Raw genomic sequence first — 14,962 nt, 5'->3', positions numbered from 1 at the left:
TTAAAGCTTGATTTCTTTTAGTTCACCATCCTGTTTAATCTCTACAAACTTACTTTCCCTGTTTGCAGCAGAATATCCATAGAAAAAGGTGTTATAGATAGGTGTGGAATATAAATAGCCTCCATAACCATTATAAGCATCTGAAGTTCCTGTCTGTTTTTGATAACTTGCTGTTGCCGTAAAATTAATAATCGTTTCAATATAGTATTTGCCGGGTTTCAGCTTTTCAAATCTAAATCTACCGTGATCATCCGTTAATGCTTCTACTCTATATTTAAAAGCTTCCTCCGACATATACACCGTAGTTTTTTTACTCTCATACTTCTTTCTCATATTATAAAACTCTTCAAAATATGGAGTTACCGGGAAAAGCATAATTACAGTTCCTTGTTTTGCATAATGCTTTTCTCCAAGTAAGGGTTTAATTCCAAGAGCTGTTTTCTGCTTTGTAGACGCTACCCCCTCAATGGTAGAGTTCCCGAATGCAAGCATATCTCTGGCTAGTTTTTTATCAAAAAAAGCTTGTGGATAATAGGTGTTCTGTGCCTTTGAATATATAAAGGTAATTGTCAGTATAAATAAGGTCAATAGTTTTTTCATAGTATATTTTTGAGATCAAATATAAGTATTTTACTATTTTTGAAATAAAAATAGCTATGAAATACATTTTTCTATTATTTTTCTCTGTTTCCATCAGTATGTTGGCACAGAAACCTTGTGGATATAAGGATGGATTGCAGGAAGGGTCCTGCAAGGAGTTTTATGAGAATGGGCAGGTAAAAAATGTTGTTGAATGGAAAAAAGGCAAAAAAGAGGGTGATGCTATTTTTTACTATGACAATGGAAAAGTAAATGCAAAAGGAGAATTTAAAAAGGATTTTAAGGTAAAGGAATGGACTTACTATGACAAAAACGGTGTTCTGTCATCTAAAGAAGCTTATAGAAACGGTGAAAAAAACGTTTATGATAACAGCTTTACAGTTACTTTTTATTCCCCAAAAGGAGTTGTGGAAGAAATTTCTAACTACAAATTTGCCAAACTAGATGGAGAATCCAGACTTTTTCATGCGGATGGAAAATCAGTAAAACAGATCGGCAACTATGAAAATGGCCTTGGTATCGGAAAGTGGAAAACATTTTATGCCTCCGGAAAACTGGAACGCGAAACAGAATTAGCCAACGATAAGCGCAACGGCAACAGAATCTACTACCGTGAAGACGGAAGCATTGAAAAAACAGAGGTCTATAAAGACGGAAAATTAATCTCAACAAAATAATACATTGGTACAGAAACTAAAATTGGAAGAACTTAACAGAATAGATGTAGAAACATTTAAGAAAGTTGAAAAAATTCCGTTGGTCATCATTTTAGATAATATCAGAAGCATGCACAATGTAGGTGCAGCTTTCAGAACGGCAGACGCCTTTTTAATTGAAAAAATAATCCTTTGCGGAATTACTCCGCAACCCCCTCACCGTGAAATTCACAAGGCAGCACTGGGTGCAACAGAAAGTGTAGACTGGTCTCATGAAGGGGACACAAACAATGCTATTTCTGATCTGAAAAGCAGAGGCTATGAAGTGATAGGCATTGAGCAGACTACAAGCAGCCAAATGATTACAGACTTCACGATTGATAAATCGAAAAAATATGCCCTGGTATTAGGAAATGAAGTAGAGGGAATCAGTGATGAAGTACTGCCTAATATTGATGTATTTCTGGAAATTCCACAGCTTGGTACAAAGCACTCTCTGAATGTAAGTGTGTGTGGCGGAATTGTGATGTGGGAGTTTGCAAAGGCCCTAAAATAAAAAAACTGCATATGTCATTAGTAGACAGTGCAGTTTGAAATAAATCTAATAAAAAGTAAAAATGAAAGGCGACAAAGGTACTTTTTTTTTCCTTACAAACAAATTTTGACGTCATTTTTTTTGTTAGATCTTAAAAAAAGTCGTGTTTTCAGAAAAAGTTTCATTTAATTTTTTATAAATTAGCACAATGTTTATCAAGGACTATATCTCAAAAGATTTCCCATGTTTTAACCTGTCGGACTCCATCGAGTCGGCAAGAAATACGTTGGAAGATTTCGGATATTCTCATGTATTCATCAAAAAATCCCATCACTTCTATGGAGCCCTTGCCAAGGACTTTTTATATGAAGAAGATGGAGGAACCTTGAAGGATCTTGAGCATCAGATTGAGCGGTTTGCCATTCTGGAAGATAATAACATCATGGATAGTATCCGCCTTTTTTATACATTCAATTCCAATGTGATCCCTGTGATCAACAAGAATGAAAAGTATATGGGCTATATTACCTGTGAAGATATTTTCCAGGACCTTTCCCGTTATCCTCTATTTTCAGAATCAGGAGCTATTCTTACTGTGGAAGTTCCTGCCAGAAAATATTCTATGACGGAGATTGCCAATATTGTGGAGAGTAATAACTCGAAATTTTATGGCGGCTTCATAAGCTTTATGTCTGAAGAGGTAATTCACGTTACCATAAAGATCAGCAATGAAAACCTGGCCTCGATAGATGCAACGTTTGACCGGTATGACTACAGAATTGTTGAAAAATATTATTCTGATGAGAAAACCGACCTTTTTAAGGACCGATTTGGTTTTTTCCAAAAATTCATAGAAATATAACATGAAGGCAGCTATATATTCTCAGAAAAAAGATCTTGATACTTTTTTATATTTAAGCAAGTTTATCTCTGAACTTGAAACCAGAGGTGTAAAATCTGTTCTGTATGATGAAATGGCTGAAGCACTTCAATTTTCGAAAATTTTCGAAACTTTCAACAACAAACAGGACCTACTAGACAAAGAAGTGGACCTTTTCTTTACTTTCGGTGGAGATGGGACTATTGTAAATTCCCTGACATTTATTGAAGATCTTGAAATCCCTGTAGTAGGTGTAAATACCGGAAGATTAGGGTTTCTTGCCTTTTTTACTAAAGAAGAAGCCTTTAAAGAACTGGACTCTATCCTAAAAGGAGATGTAAAAACCAGCCGCCGATCTGTAATTGAAGTAGTTTCTCCAAATCTGGAGGGGTTTTTCCCATATGCATTGAATGATGTAACGGTTTCCCGAAAGGAAACAACCTCCATGATCACAGTAGACTCTTATATTAACAATGAGTTTTTAAATGTATTCTGGGGAGATGGGGTAATTATCTCAACACCAACCGGTTCTACGGCCTACTCTTTAAGTTGTGGAGGCCCTATTATTTCTCCCAACAACGAAAACTTCGTCATCACTCCTATCGCTCCTCACAATCTGAATGTGAGACCTTTAGTCGTAAATGACAAGGTAGAAATAAAATTTAGAGTTGAAAGCCGGGTGCCACAATACTCTCTTTCCTTAGACTCCAGATTAATACACATTGAAACAGATAAGGAAATCATCATCAAAAAAGCCGATTTTCAGCTTCTTTTAGTACAGCCCAACAATTTGAGTTTCTACGAAACCATCCGTCAGAAGCTACTTTGGGGACGAGACAAAAGAAATTAATGATTTCTTAAAAATGATTACCTTTACACGAAATTAAACACCTAATAAATTTATAATAAAAAGTAAAACATGAGCAGAATTTTTCCGGCAGGAGTTGCCACAGGCCAGTTAGTTACTGATATTTTTCAGTATGCTAAAGAAAACAAGTTTGCACTACCTGCAGTAAACGTAATTGGATCAAGCAACGTAAACGCTGTGATGGAAACTGCAGCGAAATTAAACTCTCCTGTAATTATACAGTTTTCAAATGGTGGAGCTGCTTTTAATGCAGGAAAAGGATTAAGCAATGACGGACAAAAGTCTGCAATCTTAGGGGCTATTGCAGGTGCAAAACATATTCACACGCTTGCTGAAGCTTATGGAGCAACTGTAATTCTACACACCGACCACTGTGCAAAGAAATTACTTCCTTGGATCGACGGATTAATGGATGCTAACGAAGAATTCTTCAAGCAGACAGGAAAATCTCTTTACTCTTCTCACATGTTAGACCTTTCTGAAGAACCTTTAGAAGAAAACATTGAGGTTTCAGCTAAATATTTCGAAAGAATGGCTAAACTTCAGATGACTCTTGAAGTAGAAATTGGTGTAACTGGTGGTGAAGAAGACGGTGTTGACAACTCAGACGTTGATAACTCTAAATTATATACTCAACCGGAGGATGTAGCTTATACTTATGAAAAATTAAGAGCTATTTCTGACAACTTTACGATTGCTGCTGCATTCGGTAACGTACACGGAGTTTACAAGCCAGGAAATGTGGTTCTTACTCCAAAGATCCTTGACAATTCTCAGAAATACGTTCAGGAAAAATTCGGAACCGCTGCTAAGCCCGTAAATTTTGTATTCCACGGAGGTTCAGGATCTACTTTGGAAGAGATCAGAGAAGCAATTGACTACGGAGTAATCAAAATGAATATCGATACCGACCTTCAGTTTGCATACACAGAAGGAGTGAGAGATTATATGGTAAACAATATTGATTATTTAAGAGCTCAAATTGGAAACCCTGAGGGAGAAGAAAAACCTAACAAAAAATTCTATGACCCAAGAGTTTGGGTAAGAAAAGGTGAGGAGACATTCTCTACAAGATTGGTGAAAGCATTTGAAGATTTAAATAATATAGATACTTTAAAATAAAATTTGTAAAAAGTAAAATGTATAAAGCGCAAAGTAATTGATAATGCTTTGTTTTTTATACATTTTACATTATACACTGTACATTAATACAATACAAAATGGCATTCGACTGGTTTAAAAGAAAAGCAAAAAACATTACCACCTCTACTGATGAAAAAAAGGACGTTCCTAAAGGCCTTTGGCATCAGACTCCATCTGGAAAAGTTGTGGAACACGATGAATTAAAGAGAAATAACTATGTTTCTCCTGAAGACGGATTTCATGTGAGAATAGGAAGTGCGGAATTTTTTGACATCCTTTTTGACGGCGGTAAATTTACTGAACTGGATGCCCATGTTGAAAGTATTGATATCTTAAATTTCAAGGATACAAAGGCCTATAAAGACCGTTTAAAAGAAGTAAAGGCAAAGACAAAACTTACCGACTCTATCAGAAATGCTGTAGGAACTGTAAAAGGAACTGAAATGGTAGTTTCTTGTATGGATTTTGCTTTTATTGGAGGATCTTTAGGCTCTGTAATGGGAGAAAAGATCAGAAGAGCAGTTGATTACTGTATCAAGCACAGGCTTCCGTACATGATCATTTGCCAGTCCGGAGGAGCTAGAATGCAGGAAGCAACGTATTCCCTAATGCAGTTAGCTAAAGTACAGGCGAAACTGGCTCAGCTTTCAGAAGCGGGACTTTTGTATATCGCTTACCTTTGTGACCCTACTTTTGGTGGAATCACGGCTTCTTTCGCTATGACAGCAGATATCATCATGGCTGAACCAAAAGCCTTAATCGGTTTTGCAGGACCAAGAGTAATTCGTGAAACCATCGGTAGAGATTTACCGGAAGGATTCCAGACATCTGAATTCCTACAGGAAAAAGGATTTGTAGACTTCATCGTAAAAAGAACTGAAATTCAGGATGTTGTTGCAAAAACAGTTAATTTATTGGCTGTAAAAGCATAATATCTGTAACAAAAACAATACAATCTCTCTCTAATTGGGGAGAGATTTTTTATTTATGAGGACTTTTAAAATATTTTTCAATACCATCCGAAGTATGAGCTTTAAAAAGATTATCCGTCTTTTATCGCTTATTCTCCCACATCCTCTTTTCGCAATCCTCAGCTTCCATGCCACAGTAAAAGCATTCACAATAGCACAGAAAAAATTTCCTGCAACAGCATCCAATAATGGGATAGGAAATGCTTTCCGACATGCGCTTTGGTGCTGTTTTATTATTATGTATTGCAGCAAGGTTTCTTCTCCTAAAAAAGCGTTGGATTTCTGTAAAAGAATAACAGATATGCATGAGGAGCTATTTCCCAATCAACCTTTAGAAACCAAAATGGATCTTCATAACAATAAAGTCGGGATGGATTACTTTATGGAACTTCTGCCCGGAATTCACCGTCAGTTTTTTGAAAAAAGCTTCTTTGTGGAAGGATTAATCAAAAAAATGGCTGATGCCAAAGTCTTGAAAAGTCTGGAGGATGATTTTGAGGGACATCTCGTTTATCTGGAAGAGTAAATGCATTTATTTCAACTATAAAATCCTATTCAAAATAACACTTTAGAACACTAAAGTAAGTTTAATATTACACTTTATAAAAGCACACACTGGATAAAAATTAAAGATTTTCAAAAGCTTAAGAGTTTTATTCTTATGTGCCTTTTGCAGTTTAAAGTATTTTTGATAAGTTTAAACAATTAAATCAATCGAATGGTTCTCAGCAGAATTTGGTCGGCTTTTATTATTATCGCCATTGCCATTGCCAGTATAAAATACATTTCGTCAAGCCACTACAAAACCATTTTCAATGATATGGTGGTAGGAAAAGGCGGTGATACAGTGAAGATCGCATCACAACCTATGACTACCCTCTCTCCTATTGTTAAGGACAGCCTGATGAAAAAGAATGATTTTGCAGATAGCAGAATCCATTATAAAACAGATTCACTAAAGCAGAATGTAAGCGTTTATAGAGTTCAGGAAGCAGATGGGGTTATTGGAACCTCAGAAACAGCTGTAAAAATCTGTATCGGATTGATTGGAATCATGACGCTCTTCATGGGTTTCATGAGTATTGCAGAAAAAGCAGGCGGAATCAATCTTTTAAGTCGATTTATTCAACCTTTTTTCTCTAAATTATTTCCTGATATTCCTAAAAACCATCCGGCATTCGGGCACATGTTAATGAACTTCAGTGCCAATCTTCTGGGGCTGGATAATGCAGCAACGCCATTTGGATTAAAGGCTATGGAAAGCCTTCAGACCCTCAATCCTAACAAAGATACAGCCAGTAACTCACAAATTATGTTTCTTTGCCTCCACGCAGGTGGAATGACATTGATTCCTGTATCAATCATTGCTATCAGGGCTTCTATGGGTTCCAAAACCCCTACCGATATTTTTCTGCCGTGTATGATCGCTACTTTTGCTGCAACTTTAGCTGCGATGATTATTGTTTCTCTCTACCAAAAGATCAATCTTCTTCGTCCTGTAGTTATTGCTTATGTAGGTGGAATCTCGGCAATTATTGGATTATTGGTGGTGTATTTGGTACAATTGAGCAAGGATGAACTTGATGATTTCAGCAAGATATTAAGTAACGGTCTTATTCTTTTTATTTTCCTTGCCATCATACTTGGAGCCGTTTATAAAAAGATCAACGTTTTTGATGCCTTTATTGAGGGGGCTAAAGAGGGTTTCACTACCTGTGTAAAGATTATCCCTTATTTAGTTGGAATGTTAATCGCGATTTCACTTTTAAGAACCTCTGGTGTTTTTGATGTTATCATTGACGGAATGAAATGGGTTGCCCATGTAGCTCATCTGGATCCAAGATTTGTTGACGGCCTTCCAACAGCCTTAATTAAGCCTTTATCGGGTTCCGGAGCAAGAGGAATGATGGTAGACACCATGGCTACTTTTGGAGCAGATAGTTTCCAGGGGAAATTAGCCGCGGTACTTCAGGGAAGCTCAGATACGACATTTTATGTGATCGCAGTGTACTTTGGGGCCGTAGCCATTAAGAATACCAGATATACGGTAATTGCCATGCTGCTAGCCGATTTGGTAGGCGTTATTACCGCTATAGCATTAGCTTATCTTTTCTTTGCTTAATAATAAAAAAAGTTGTTAGTTGACAGTTGCTGGTTTTTTAATCGTTAAAAAAGATATTAATGAGCTACGAAAAACTTGATATTTATAATATTGCTTTTGAGTTGTTTATTGAAATACATACGTTATCACTCAAACTACCAAACTATGAATTATATGAGTTAGGCAGCCAATTAAGACGATCTGCCGATTCCGTTATCACAAACATTGCAGAAGGCTATGGAAGAAACAATTACAAAGGTGATTTTATAAGATTTCTCACTTATTCTCAAGCAAGCTGTGATGAAACGATATGCCACTTGTCAAAAATCAGCAGGCTTTATCCTGAATTAAATTTCAAAGAAAAAACAGAGCAATACAAACTCTTAGGAGGAAAAATCAATAACTTTATAAAATACGTCCAATTAAACTGGCGCACATAACCCACACTAGCAACTAGCAACTAGCAACTAGCAACTAGCAACTAGCAACTAGCAACTAGCAACAAAATTACCCCACTATGATTACAGATAAAGAATTCACACTAAGGCTTATCCGCCAATTGACCCAGGCATTAGAAAAGCTTATACTGGATAAACCTGAAGAAAGTCTAATGCAGAAAGAGCTGGATTTTGATACGCTGATGAGAGATATTTTCAAGATGAGCTTTACGGAGATTTCCTCTAAAACTAAGGAAGAAATAATTGCCATTGTCAATGAAAGACAGGAAAGAGATCACAAAGATTATTATGAAATGCTGGGAAATCTATTCTACTTCAACAGCAAGCATGATCATAACAAAGATTTTCAGGACAAAGCAAAGACATTTTATGAGCTGTACCTTCAGACCAGTGGTATCTTTGCATTACCTATTATCAATAGAATAAATGAATTAAAAAAAGCACTTGAATAAAGTGCTTTTGTATTTTTAGAATGTAATTTTATAAGATCCGGTGGAAGATGTATTGGCTTTTTCCGCTTTTACATACTTCTTAACCCATGATACGGATGTAGAAGATACACAAGGATCCGAAACTCCGCCTGATCTTCTTGCTGAAACCACATTTCCAGCTTTATCTACAGTATACGCTATTGTAATGGATCCGCTTGCCGTACAACTGTGAGAGGGTTGTGATCCGCCTCGTCCCATCGTCCCCGGAATATATCCGACAAGTCTTCTGTCAATTCCTACTTTACTATCTCCATTTCCATCACCTCCCAGAGGATCTCCTGCATTGCCAATTCCGTCTCCTGTTCCTTGGCTTCCGGCTTTTGTCCCCCTTCCTTTAATCAGGTTTCCAATAGCAGCATTTCCTTTCCCGTCACCATTCCCTGTTTTAGAATTGGCTGTGGTTGCCCCTGCTTTTTTAGTGTTTTTAGAAGCAGCTGTACTAGTCGCTTCCTTTTTTTCTGTCTTTTTGGATTCCTCCTTTTTAGGAACTGCATTCTTTGAATTATTCCCAGTGATCACCTTATCCTTGGCTTCAATTTTCTTTGGTTCAGGTACAGGAACCGGTTCCGGTTTTACCACTGTTTTTGTTTCTGTAACTGGAGTTTCTACTGGCTCTGGCGTCACTTCTTCTGTGGCAGCGGCTAAACTACCAGGCTGTTCCGCAGGCTCTTCAATACCATTTCCATTCCTGTTATCTCCGAAGTTCACCAGCATTGTAGTAATGACTTCCGGGTCTTTATCCAGCTCAGGTTTTAATTTATATAAAAAAACAAAAAGCAAAATGGCACACCAAATAAGAATAGAAAGTATTGCACTCTTTATCCTATCTCGGTTTTCCTCATTTTTGTTTACTGTATAGCTTCTCATCTAAAATGATTCTTACTATTTATTATTTATCCTTAACCGTTGCAATAGCAATGTTAAATTTATGTTTTTCAGCGATTTCCATTGCAAAAACCACATCTTTATGCATGGTATTTTCATCTGCTCTGATCGTGAAAGACTTATTTGCCTGATTGGTTAACTTATCAACGATAATTTGTTCCAATTCTCCTTTATTCACCGGGCTATCATCAACAAAAAATGATCCATCAGGTTTAATGCTCACTGTCAAAGGATTTGGAATATTGTCATCAACGGCTCCGGCTTTCGGCAGATTCACATCTATTGCACTCTGATTGGCCGCAGATGATGTGATCATAAAGAAGATCAGCATCAACAGGATAACGTCTGTCATCGCTGCTAAACTGAACTCCGGGTTCGCTTTATTTCTTCTCTGAATTTTCATCTGTTTATTCTAATATTTTTAATGATCAGATGGAATCGCTTAAATAATAATCCTCTAAAAAGAGCTTTTCTCAAAACGATTTCATAAGAAAGATTTATAAAGGTTTGTTGATAAGATCTAAAAATTCACCTGACATATTCTGAGCCTTTAATACAAACTTGTCAATTTTTGTTAAAAGAATATTATAACAGAAGTTTGCTGGAATTGCCACCGCAAGACCTACCGCAGTTTGTCCTAACGCAGTATAAATACCCTCAGAAAGTGTTTTTGGCGAGAAAGATCCCGTCGCATGAGACAAATTAAAGAAAGCAATAATCATCCCGATTACGGTTCCTAAAAGCCCCAACATCGGAGCAATACTTGGAACGACAGCCAAAAGGTTCAGGTTTTTTTCCATATTGGCAACTTCTACCTGAGCTTGGGATTCCATAGCACTTACAATATCAGAAACCGGACGTCCTAATCTTGAGATTCCCTTTTCAAGGATTCTACCCTCAGGAGAGTTCTGTGTTTTACAGTAATCTGCTGCGGCTTCTATCTTTCCTTCTTTGATAAAATCTTCAATATTATTCATGAAATTAGAATCTGTCTTTGAAGTTAATCTCTTGATAAAGAAGAATCTTTCAAAAAACAGGTATAAGGAAAATACCCCAAGCACCAATACAGTCCCCATCACTATCTTAGCGAAAGCTCCTCCATGGAACATGATTTTCCAAAATGAAAATTCTAAATTGTCTGTGGCAACAGCGGGTGTAGCAATCTGTGCAAATAAAATCTGAGAAAGTTCCGTTAACAGCATTAAATGTGAATTTTATTAAAGTTTCAACGACAAATGTAGTGGAATATTATGAATTGATATCTTAAAAATTGCTTAAAAACAACTTAAATTTTGTTAGAATTGGTAAACAGCAAATTTCTTTCCAAAAGAAATTTTGAAAAGAAATTTGATTTTATAAAAAGATTTGAGACCCTTCTTAGTCTTCGTCTACCACAATATCATCCTGCCTGAATTCGCATTTTAGTCTGAATGGAATCGGCATATCTGATCCGGTATAAAAGTCATCAATGGTACCCTTCCAGATTACCTGAAGCTCCCCATCCTCATTTTTTTCAAAGAGAAGCTCATTATCATAGATATAAGCATCTTCATCGTCAAACAGGTCTACTTCCGTATAGGTTTCGTCGTCAGAGTCATTGATTGTAATAGTTTTTCCCTCTATCTCTCCAGAGTCAATAGGAAAATCGAAAACCTCAAGTGAAAGCTGAGGAAAATTGTATTGTAATGAATCATCATCTACATGATCCAACCCGTCATCCGTTATAATTTCAACCTCTAAAAAATGTTGTTGGTTGCTGTAAACTGCTTTACAATAAGTATTTCTAATATTGTACTTTAGCGTTTCTTCCGGATGGTAAATTTTTAAAATCCCTTTCATTATTTCTTAAAAAAAGAACTGTAATAATATGATTGTTAAACGTTTTCAACAAAGATAAAAAATTGATTTAAAGTGAAAAGGATTTTGAAAATTATTTTTTTAAAATCAATCAGTTCAATGATAGGAATCACCCAATAATACTTATTTTTGTTACATAAAGATTCTGAAAATGAAAAATATTTTATCGAAAAGTATTCTAGGACTAGGATTGATGATTGGTCTTGCCTCATGCAAAAAAACCGATTCTCCCCTCACCAAGGTGACTCCTACCAATCTGGATTCTATTGCATCCAATTATTATGAACAGTATCTTAAACTATATCCATTAGATGCTACTTCTCAGGGAGACCTGAGATATAATGATCAACTTCCCATCAATATTGACAAGGATTTTATTTCGGGAGAAATTGCATTCTACAATTCTGTACAGAAACAACTGGAAAGTGTAGATTATAAAGGTCTTTCTGATGAGGATAAAGTGGTATATGATGTTTTGGATTATACTTTAAAAGATAAAATTGAGGCGCACGCTTATCATCCTGAATATATTCCTTTCACCCAGTTCGGAGGTCTTCCTTTAAGCTTTCCTTTATTTGGAAGCGGACAGGGAAGTCAGCCTTTTAAAACGGAAAAGGACTACAGTGACTGGTTAAAAAGAATGGAGAAATTTCCGGAATGGATGGACGCTGCGACAGAAAATTTCCGTGAGGGGATTAACAACAAAGTGGTTCTTCCTAAAAAACTGATTGTTAAAATGATTCCTCAAATGAGATCTGAGGAAATCACGTCTTCTGATATGGATAAGAATATTTTCTACGGACCTGTTAAGAGCTTCCCAAAAGACTTTACTCAGGCTCAGAAAGATAAATTTTCTGCTCTTTATAAAGATGCTATCACCAAAAAAATCATTCCTGCTTACACCAAAATGGGGACATTCCTGGAAAAAGAATATCTACCCAAGGGGCGAGATACTGATGGATACAACAGTCTTCCTAATGGAAATGAAATTTACAGCTATTATGTAAAAAGTTGGACAACAACGAAGAAATCTCCTGAAGAAATCAATAAAATTGGACTACAACAAGTCGCCATGCTTCGTGCAGAAATGGAAAAAGTGAAGCAGCAAGTTGGTTTCTCAGGAACACTGGAAGAGTTTATCACTTTTGTGAAAACGGATCAAAAAGCAATGTCTTATAAGACTTCCAAGGAAGTTTTAAATGGGTTCAACAGCATTCTGACTAAAATTACTCCCAAGCTCAAAACGATGTTTAATGTAACGCCTAAAACAAAGTTTGAGATCAGACAGACAGAAAAATTCAGAGAAGCCAGTGCAAGTGCAGAATATATCCCGGGAACTCCTGATGGAAAAAGACCAGGTATTTTCTATGTTCCGATTCCTGATCCTGCTAAATTCAATGTAACTTCCGGAATGGAGTCCCTTTTCTTGCATGAAGCCATCCCCGGGCATCATTATCAGATTTCTCTACAACAGGAGAATACAAAACTTCCTAAATTCATGAGATTCGGATGGTTTGGAGCCTATGGTGAAGGATGGGCGCATTACTGTGAGACTTTAGGCCCTGAGTTCGGGCTGTATACAGACCCTTACCAAAAAATGGGGTACTTAAGCGATCAGATGCTAAGAGCAGTAAGACTAGTTGTAGATACCGGTTTACACACAGGGAAAATGAGCAGAGAGGAAGCCATTAAATATTTCCTAAGCAATATTTCTTATGATGAGGGCGCTGCAGTGGCAGAAGTAGAAAGATATATGGCTATGCCGGGACAGGCTTTAGGATATAAAATCGGGTCTCTAAGAATCCGTGAGCTAAGAGAGAAGTATCAGAAAGAGCTTGGAAGCAAGTTTAATCTGGCAAGCTTCCATGATGAAGTTCTAAGCCAAGGATGCCTCCCACTGGAAGTTTTAAACAGAAAGATGGAGCTTTGGTCTAAAAAGCAGAAATAATTAAAATATAAGTGGGGCAATTAAATAATTGTCCCATTTTTCATTTCTAAATTCGAGTAAATGATTATCTAATTTTTATAATTTTAACAGAATTAATTTCTTCATCGGAAAGGTGAAATTTTTCATTTCCAATCATAGAATATACCTACAATTAATTGAAAATCCAATTACCATGATCATAGAATCTTTACGCTCTCTTTACAACAGAGATTTAAACAAGTTAAAGGCTGAAATCGAGGCCTATCAGCATGAAGAAAACCTTTGGAAAACAGATAAAAACATCTCCAATTCTGCAGGAAACCTATGCCTCCATTTAGTTGGGAACCTCAGCCATTTCATAGGGACACAACTGGGAAATACAGGCTATGTAAGACATCGTGAGCTTGAATTTTCATTAAAGGATATTCCAAAAATTGAGCTTATTGCAAAAATTGAGACAACTATAATCACCGTTGATTCAGTATTAAGCCAACTCTCTGAAGAAGATCTGAAAAAGGAATACCCATTGGTTGTTTTTGAAGATAAAATGACAACTGATTTCTTCTTGATTCACCTGATTGCTCATCTGGATTATCATTTGGGTCAAATCAACTATCATAGAAGGTTATTAGATATCTAGCTCCAATGTATAAAACATCTTCATGATCTCAAAAACGTCAATTATCATATCTTTTTTATCATCTGTATATCTTTTTTCACAAAATCATAAAAAGATAAACAAGATAGACTCATTACAAACCGCAAAAGACATCCAGAAGTTCATCGAGGAAAAAAATATAGATTATACCATTACAGTTTCTGATAAGCTTCAATATAGCAACCAATGTAGCACTACCAGTGACAGCCTTAATTTCAGACCTTGGATAAAAGATGATTTTGATCAAAATGGATTAACAGATCTTCTTCTTACCGGAAATACAAAGGATGAGCCTAAAACCATTTGTATTCTGGATATGGGGAACGGCTTTAACACCAAGAAGATTACTAGAGGAAGTCTTTATGAAACTTGTGCTTTTGTGACCACAAAAGATGGTAAAATAGAATATAAAAGTAATAAGATCCAATCTAGACAAGGATATTTCAGCAACCTACAGACTGATCATCTGATTTATAAATTTGGTGAATTCATAGAAGAAAATAGCCATCCTAAAAGGCATAATATTCTGGAATTAGAATTTGAAGCATCTTCATGTTATGGAAAATGTCCGTCATTCACATTGAAGATCGTATCGAATCGTGATATAGAATGGCATGCAGATACAGATAACAATGTTAATTTTCAGAAATATTTTGGTACCTATAAGTCTAAGCTTTCTCAAGAGCAATATAAAAAACTGATTGAGATTATTAATTATATTGATTTTGAGAACTTGAACGAAGATTACAGCGCGGGATACACAGACTCTGCTACAGGAACCTTGAAAATTACTTATGACAACCTAAAAACCAAAAACATTCGTGATTATGGAATGATGGGAACAAGAGGTCTCAAAAAATTATATGATATCCTTTTTGACTTACGAGGAAGCCTTGGATGGGAAAAGTAACAAAAGTAGAAATCCCTTTCAG

The 14,962-nt window shown here is 36.2% G+C and carries 18 protein-coding genes; 13 read left to right on the top strand and 5 right to left on the bottom strand.

Going from position 1 to position 14,962, the window contains the following annotated elements; genetic code table 11:
• Nucleotides 1–600 (bottom strand): hypothetical protein, encoded by a 600-nt coding sequence (locus SCA31_RS06880; RefSeq protein ID WP_410696234.1) that lies wholly within the window; start codon nucleotides 598–600, stop codon nucleotides 1–3.
• Nucleotides 601–656: 56 nt separating this feature from the next.
• Between SCA31_RS06880 and SCA31_RS06875 the strand changes: the two genes are divergently transcribed.
• The 10 genes from SCA31_RS06875 to SCA31_RS06830 all read left to right on the top strand — a co-directional run bounded on the left by SCA31_RS06875 (nucleotide 657) and on the right by SCA31_RS06830 (nucleotide 8,664).
• On the top strand, nucleotides 657–1,277 hold the full coding sequence (locus SCA31_RS06875) for a toxin-antitoxin system YwqK family antitoxin (protein WP_410696233.1): 621 nt from the start codon (nucleotides 657–659) through the stop codon (nucleotides 1,275–1,277).
• Between the two features lie 4 nt (nucleotides 1,278–1,281).
• Nucleotides 1,282–1,812, top strand: a complete 531-nt coding sequence (locus SCA31_RS06870) for an RNA methyltransferase (RefSeq protein ID WP_410696232.1) — start codon at nucleotides 1,282–1,284, stop codon at nucleotides 1,810–1,812.
• Nucleotides 1,813–1,999: 187 nt separating this feature from the next.
• Nucleotides 2,000–2,653 carry a CBS domain-containing protein gene (locus SCA31_RS06865; protein WP_410696231.1) on the top strand — a complete coding sequence of 218 codons (654 nt, stop codon included), beginning with the start codon at nucleotides 2,000–2,002 and terminating at the stop codon, nucleotides 2,651–2,653.
• Between the two features lies 1 nt (nucleotide 2,654).
• Nucleotides 2,655–3,521: an NAD kinase gene (locus SCA31_RS06860; RefSeq protein WP_410696230.1), complete on the top strand. Its 867-nt coding sequence runs from the start codon at nucleotides 2,655–2,657 to the stop codon at nucleotides 3,519–3,521.
• Between the two features lie 69 nt (nucleotides 3,522–3,590).
• A complete protein-coding gene (gene fbaA, locus SCA31_RS06855) occupies nucleotides 3,591–4,661 on the top strand; it encodes a class II fructose-bisphosphate aldolase (protein WP_076352939.1) in 1,071 nt (356 codons plus the stop codon).
• Between the two features lie 98 nt (nucleotides 4,662–4,759).
• The gene (gene accD / locus SCA31_RS06850) at nucleotides 4,760–5,614 is read left to right on the top strand and encodes an acetyl-CoA carboxylase, carboxyltransferase subunit beta (RefSeq protein ID WP_284462422.1); all 855 of its coding nucleotides are present in this window, start codon (nucleotides 4,760–4,762) and stop codon (nucleotides 5,612–5,614) included.
• Between the two features lie 55 nt (nucleotides 5,615–5,669).
• Complete coding sequence (locus tag SCA31_RS06845; RefSeq protein ID WP_410696229.1) at nucleotides 5,670–6,179, top strand: DUF6973 domain-containing protein; 510 nt, start codon at nucleotides 5,670–5,672, stop codon at nucleotides 6,177–6,179.
• Nucleotides 6,180–6,371: 192 nt separating this feature from the next.
• Nucleotides 6,372–7,775 carry a nucleoside recognition domain-containing protein gene (locus SCA31_RS06840; protein WP_410696228.1) on the top strand — a complete coding sequence of 468 codons (1,404 nt, stop codon included), beginning with the start codon at nucleotides 6,372–6,374 and terminating at the stop codon, nucleotides 7,773–7,775.
• A gap of 59 nt (nucleotides 7,776–7,834) precedes the next feature.
• A complete protein-coding gene (locus SCA31_RS06835) occupies nucleotides 7,835–8,194 on the top strand; it encodes a four helix bundle protein (protein ID WP_410696227.1) in 360 nt (119 codons plus the stop codon).
• Between the two features lie 77 nt (nucleotides 8,195–8,271).
• Nucleotides 8,272–8,664 carry a hypothetical protein gene (locus SCA31_RS06830; protein WP_410696226.1) on the top strand — a complete coding sequence of 131 codons (393 nt, stop codon included), beginning with the start codon at nucleotides 8,272–8,274 and terminating at the stop codon, nucleotides 8,662–8,664.
• 15 nt (nucleotides 8,665–8,679) lie between these two features.
• On the opposite strand, the gene SCA31_RS06825 is transcribed toward SCA31_RS06830, so the two are convergent.
• From SCA31_RS06825 to SCA31_RS06810, 4 genes are all read right to left on the bottom strand, one after another.
• A complete protein-coding gene (locus tag SCA31_RS06825) occupies nucleotides 8,680–9,570 on the bottom strand; it encodes a ferric siderophore ABC transporter substrate-binding protein (RefSeq protein WP_410696225.1) in 891 nt (296 codons plus the stop codon).
• A gap of 22 nt (nucleotides 9,571–9,592) precedes the next feature.
• Complete coding sequence (locus tag SCA31_RS06820; protein ID WP_410696224.1) at nucleotides 9,593–9,991, bottom strand: ExbD/TolR family protein; 399 nt, start codon at nucleotides 9,989–9,991, stop codon at nucleotides 9,593–9,595.
• A gap of 94 nt (nucleotides 9,992–10,085) precedes the next feature.
• Nucleotides 10,086–10,790, bottom strand: coding sequence for a MotA/TolQ/ExbB proton channel family protein (locus tag SCA31_RS06815; protein ID WP_076352931.1), 705 nt, complete (start codon nucleotides 10,788–10,790; stop codon nucleotides 10,086–10,088).
• Nucleotides 10,791–10,965: 175 nt separating this feature from the next.
• Nucleotides 10,966–11,427, bottom strand: a complete 462-nt coding sequence (locus tag SCA31_RS06810; protein ID WP_410696223.1) for a hypothetical protein — start codon at nucleotides 11,425–11,427, stop codon at nucleotides 10,966–10,968.
• Between the two features lie 169 nt (nucleotides 11,428–11,596).
• On the opposite strand from SCA31_RS06810, the gene SCA31_RS06805 reads away from it, so the two are divergent.
• The 3 genes from SCA31_RS06805 (at nucleotide 11,597) to SCA31_RS06795 (ending at nucleotide 14,940) form a co-directional block, all read left to right on the top strand.
• Complete coding sequence (locus SCA31_RS06805; RefSeq protein WP_410696222.1) at nucleotides 11,597–13,393, top strand: DUF885 domain-containing protein; 1,797 nt, start codon at nucleotides 11,597–11,599, stop codon at nucleotides 13,391–13,393.
• 172 nt (nucleotides 13,394–13,565) lie between these two features.
• Nucleotides 13,566–14,012, top strand: a complete 447-nt coding sequence (locus tag SCA31_RS06800) for a DinB family protein (protein ID WP_410696221.1) — start codon at nucleotides 13,566–13,568, stop codon at nucleotides 14,010–14,012.
• 22 nt (nucleotides 14,013–14,034) lie between these two features.
• Nucleotides 14,035–14,940 (top strand): DUF6438 domain-containing protein, encoded by a 906-nt coding sequence (locus SCA31_RS06795; RefSeq protein ID WP_410696220.1) that lies wholly within the window; start codon nucleotides 14,035–14,037, stop codon nucleotides 14,938–14,940.
• The last annotated feature ends 22 nt before the right edge of the window (nucleotides 14,941–14,962 follow it).

Source organism: Chryseobacterium sp. SIMBA_028, from assembly GCF_046535285.1.
Lineage (GTDB): Bacteria > Bacteroidota > Bacteroidia > Flavobacteriales > Weeksellaceae > Chryseobacterium.
Note: the sequence above shows the minus strand (reverse complement) of the source record. Positions and strands in the feature narration are given on the sequence as shown.

Coding starts and splice junctions, on each gene's coding strand:
- SCA31_RS06880 (WP_410696234.1), bottom strand. CDS start 600: ATGAAAAAACTATTGACCTTATTTATACTGACAATTACCTTTATATAT.
- SCA31_RS06875 (WP_410696233.1), top strand. CDS start 657: ATGAAATACATTTTTCTATTATTTTTCTCTGTTTCCATCAGTATGTTG.
- SCA31_RS06865 (WP_410696231.1), top strand. CDS start 2,000: ATGTTTATCAAGGACTATATCTCAAAAGATTTCCCATGTTTTAACCTG.
- SCA31_RS06860 (WP_410696230.1), top strand. CDS start 2,655: ATGAAGGCAGCTATATATTCTCAGAAAAAAGATCTTGATACTTTTTTA.
- fbaA (WP_076352939.1), top strand. CDS start 3,591: ATGAGCAGAATTTTTCCGGCAGGAGTTGCCACAGGCCAGTTAGTTACT.
- accD (WP_284462422.1), top strand. CDS start 4,760: ATGGCATTCGACTGGTTTAAAAGAAAAGCAAAAAACATTACCACCTCT.
- SCA31_RS06845 (WP_410696229.1), top strand. CDS start 5,670: ATGAGGACTTTTAAAATATTTTTCAATACCATCCGAAGTATGAGCTTT.
- SCA31_RS06840 (WP_410696228.1), top strand. CDS start 6,372: ATGGTTCTCAGCAGAATTTGGTCGGCTTTTATTATTATCGCCATTGCC.
- SCA31_RS06835 (WP_410696227.1), top strand. CDS start 7,835: ATGAGCTACGAAAAACTTGATATTTATAATATTGCTTTTGAGTTGTTT.
- SCA31_RS06830 (WP_410696226.1), top strand. CDS start 8,272: ATGATTACAGATAAAGAATTCACACTAAGGCTTATCCGCCAATTGACC.
- SCA31_RS06825 (WP_410696225.1), bottom strand. CDS start 9,570: ATGAGAAGCTATACAGTAAACAAAAATGAGGAAAACCGAGATAGGATA.
- SCA31_RS06820 (WP_410696224.1), bottom strand. CDS start 9,991: ATGAAAATTCAGAGAAGAAATAAAGCGAACCCGGAGTTCAGTTTAGCA.
- SCA31_RS06815 (WP_076352931.1), bottom strand. CDS start 10,790: ATGCTGTTAACGGAACTTTCTCAGATTTTATTTGCACAGATTGCTACA.
- SCA31_RS06810 (WP_410696223.1), bottom strand. CDS start 11,427: ATGAAAGGGATTTTAAAAATTTACCATCCGGAAGAAACGCTAAAGTAC.
- SCA31_RS06805 (WP_410696222.1), top strand. CDS start 11,597: ATGAAAAATATTTTATCGAAAAGTATTCTAGGACTAGGATTGATGATT.
- SCA31_RS06800 (WP_410696221.1), top strand. CDS start 13,566: ATGATCATAGAATCTTTACGCTCTCTTTACAACAGAGATTTAAACAAG.
- SCA31_RS06795 (WP_410696220.1), top strand. CDS start 14,035: ATGATCTCAAAAACGTCAATTATCATATCTTTTTTATCATCTGTATAT.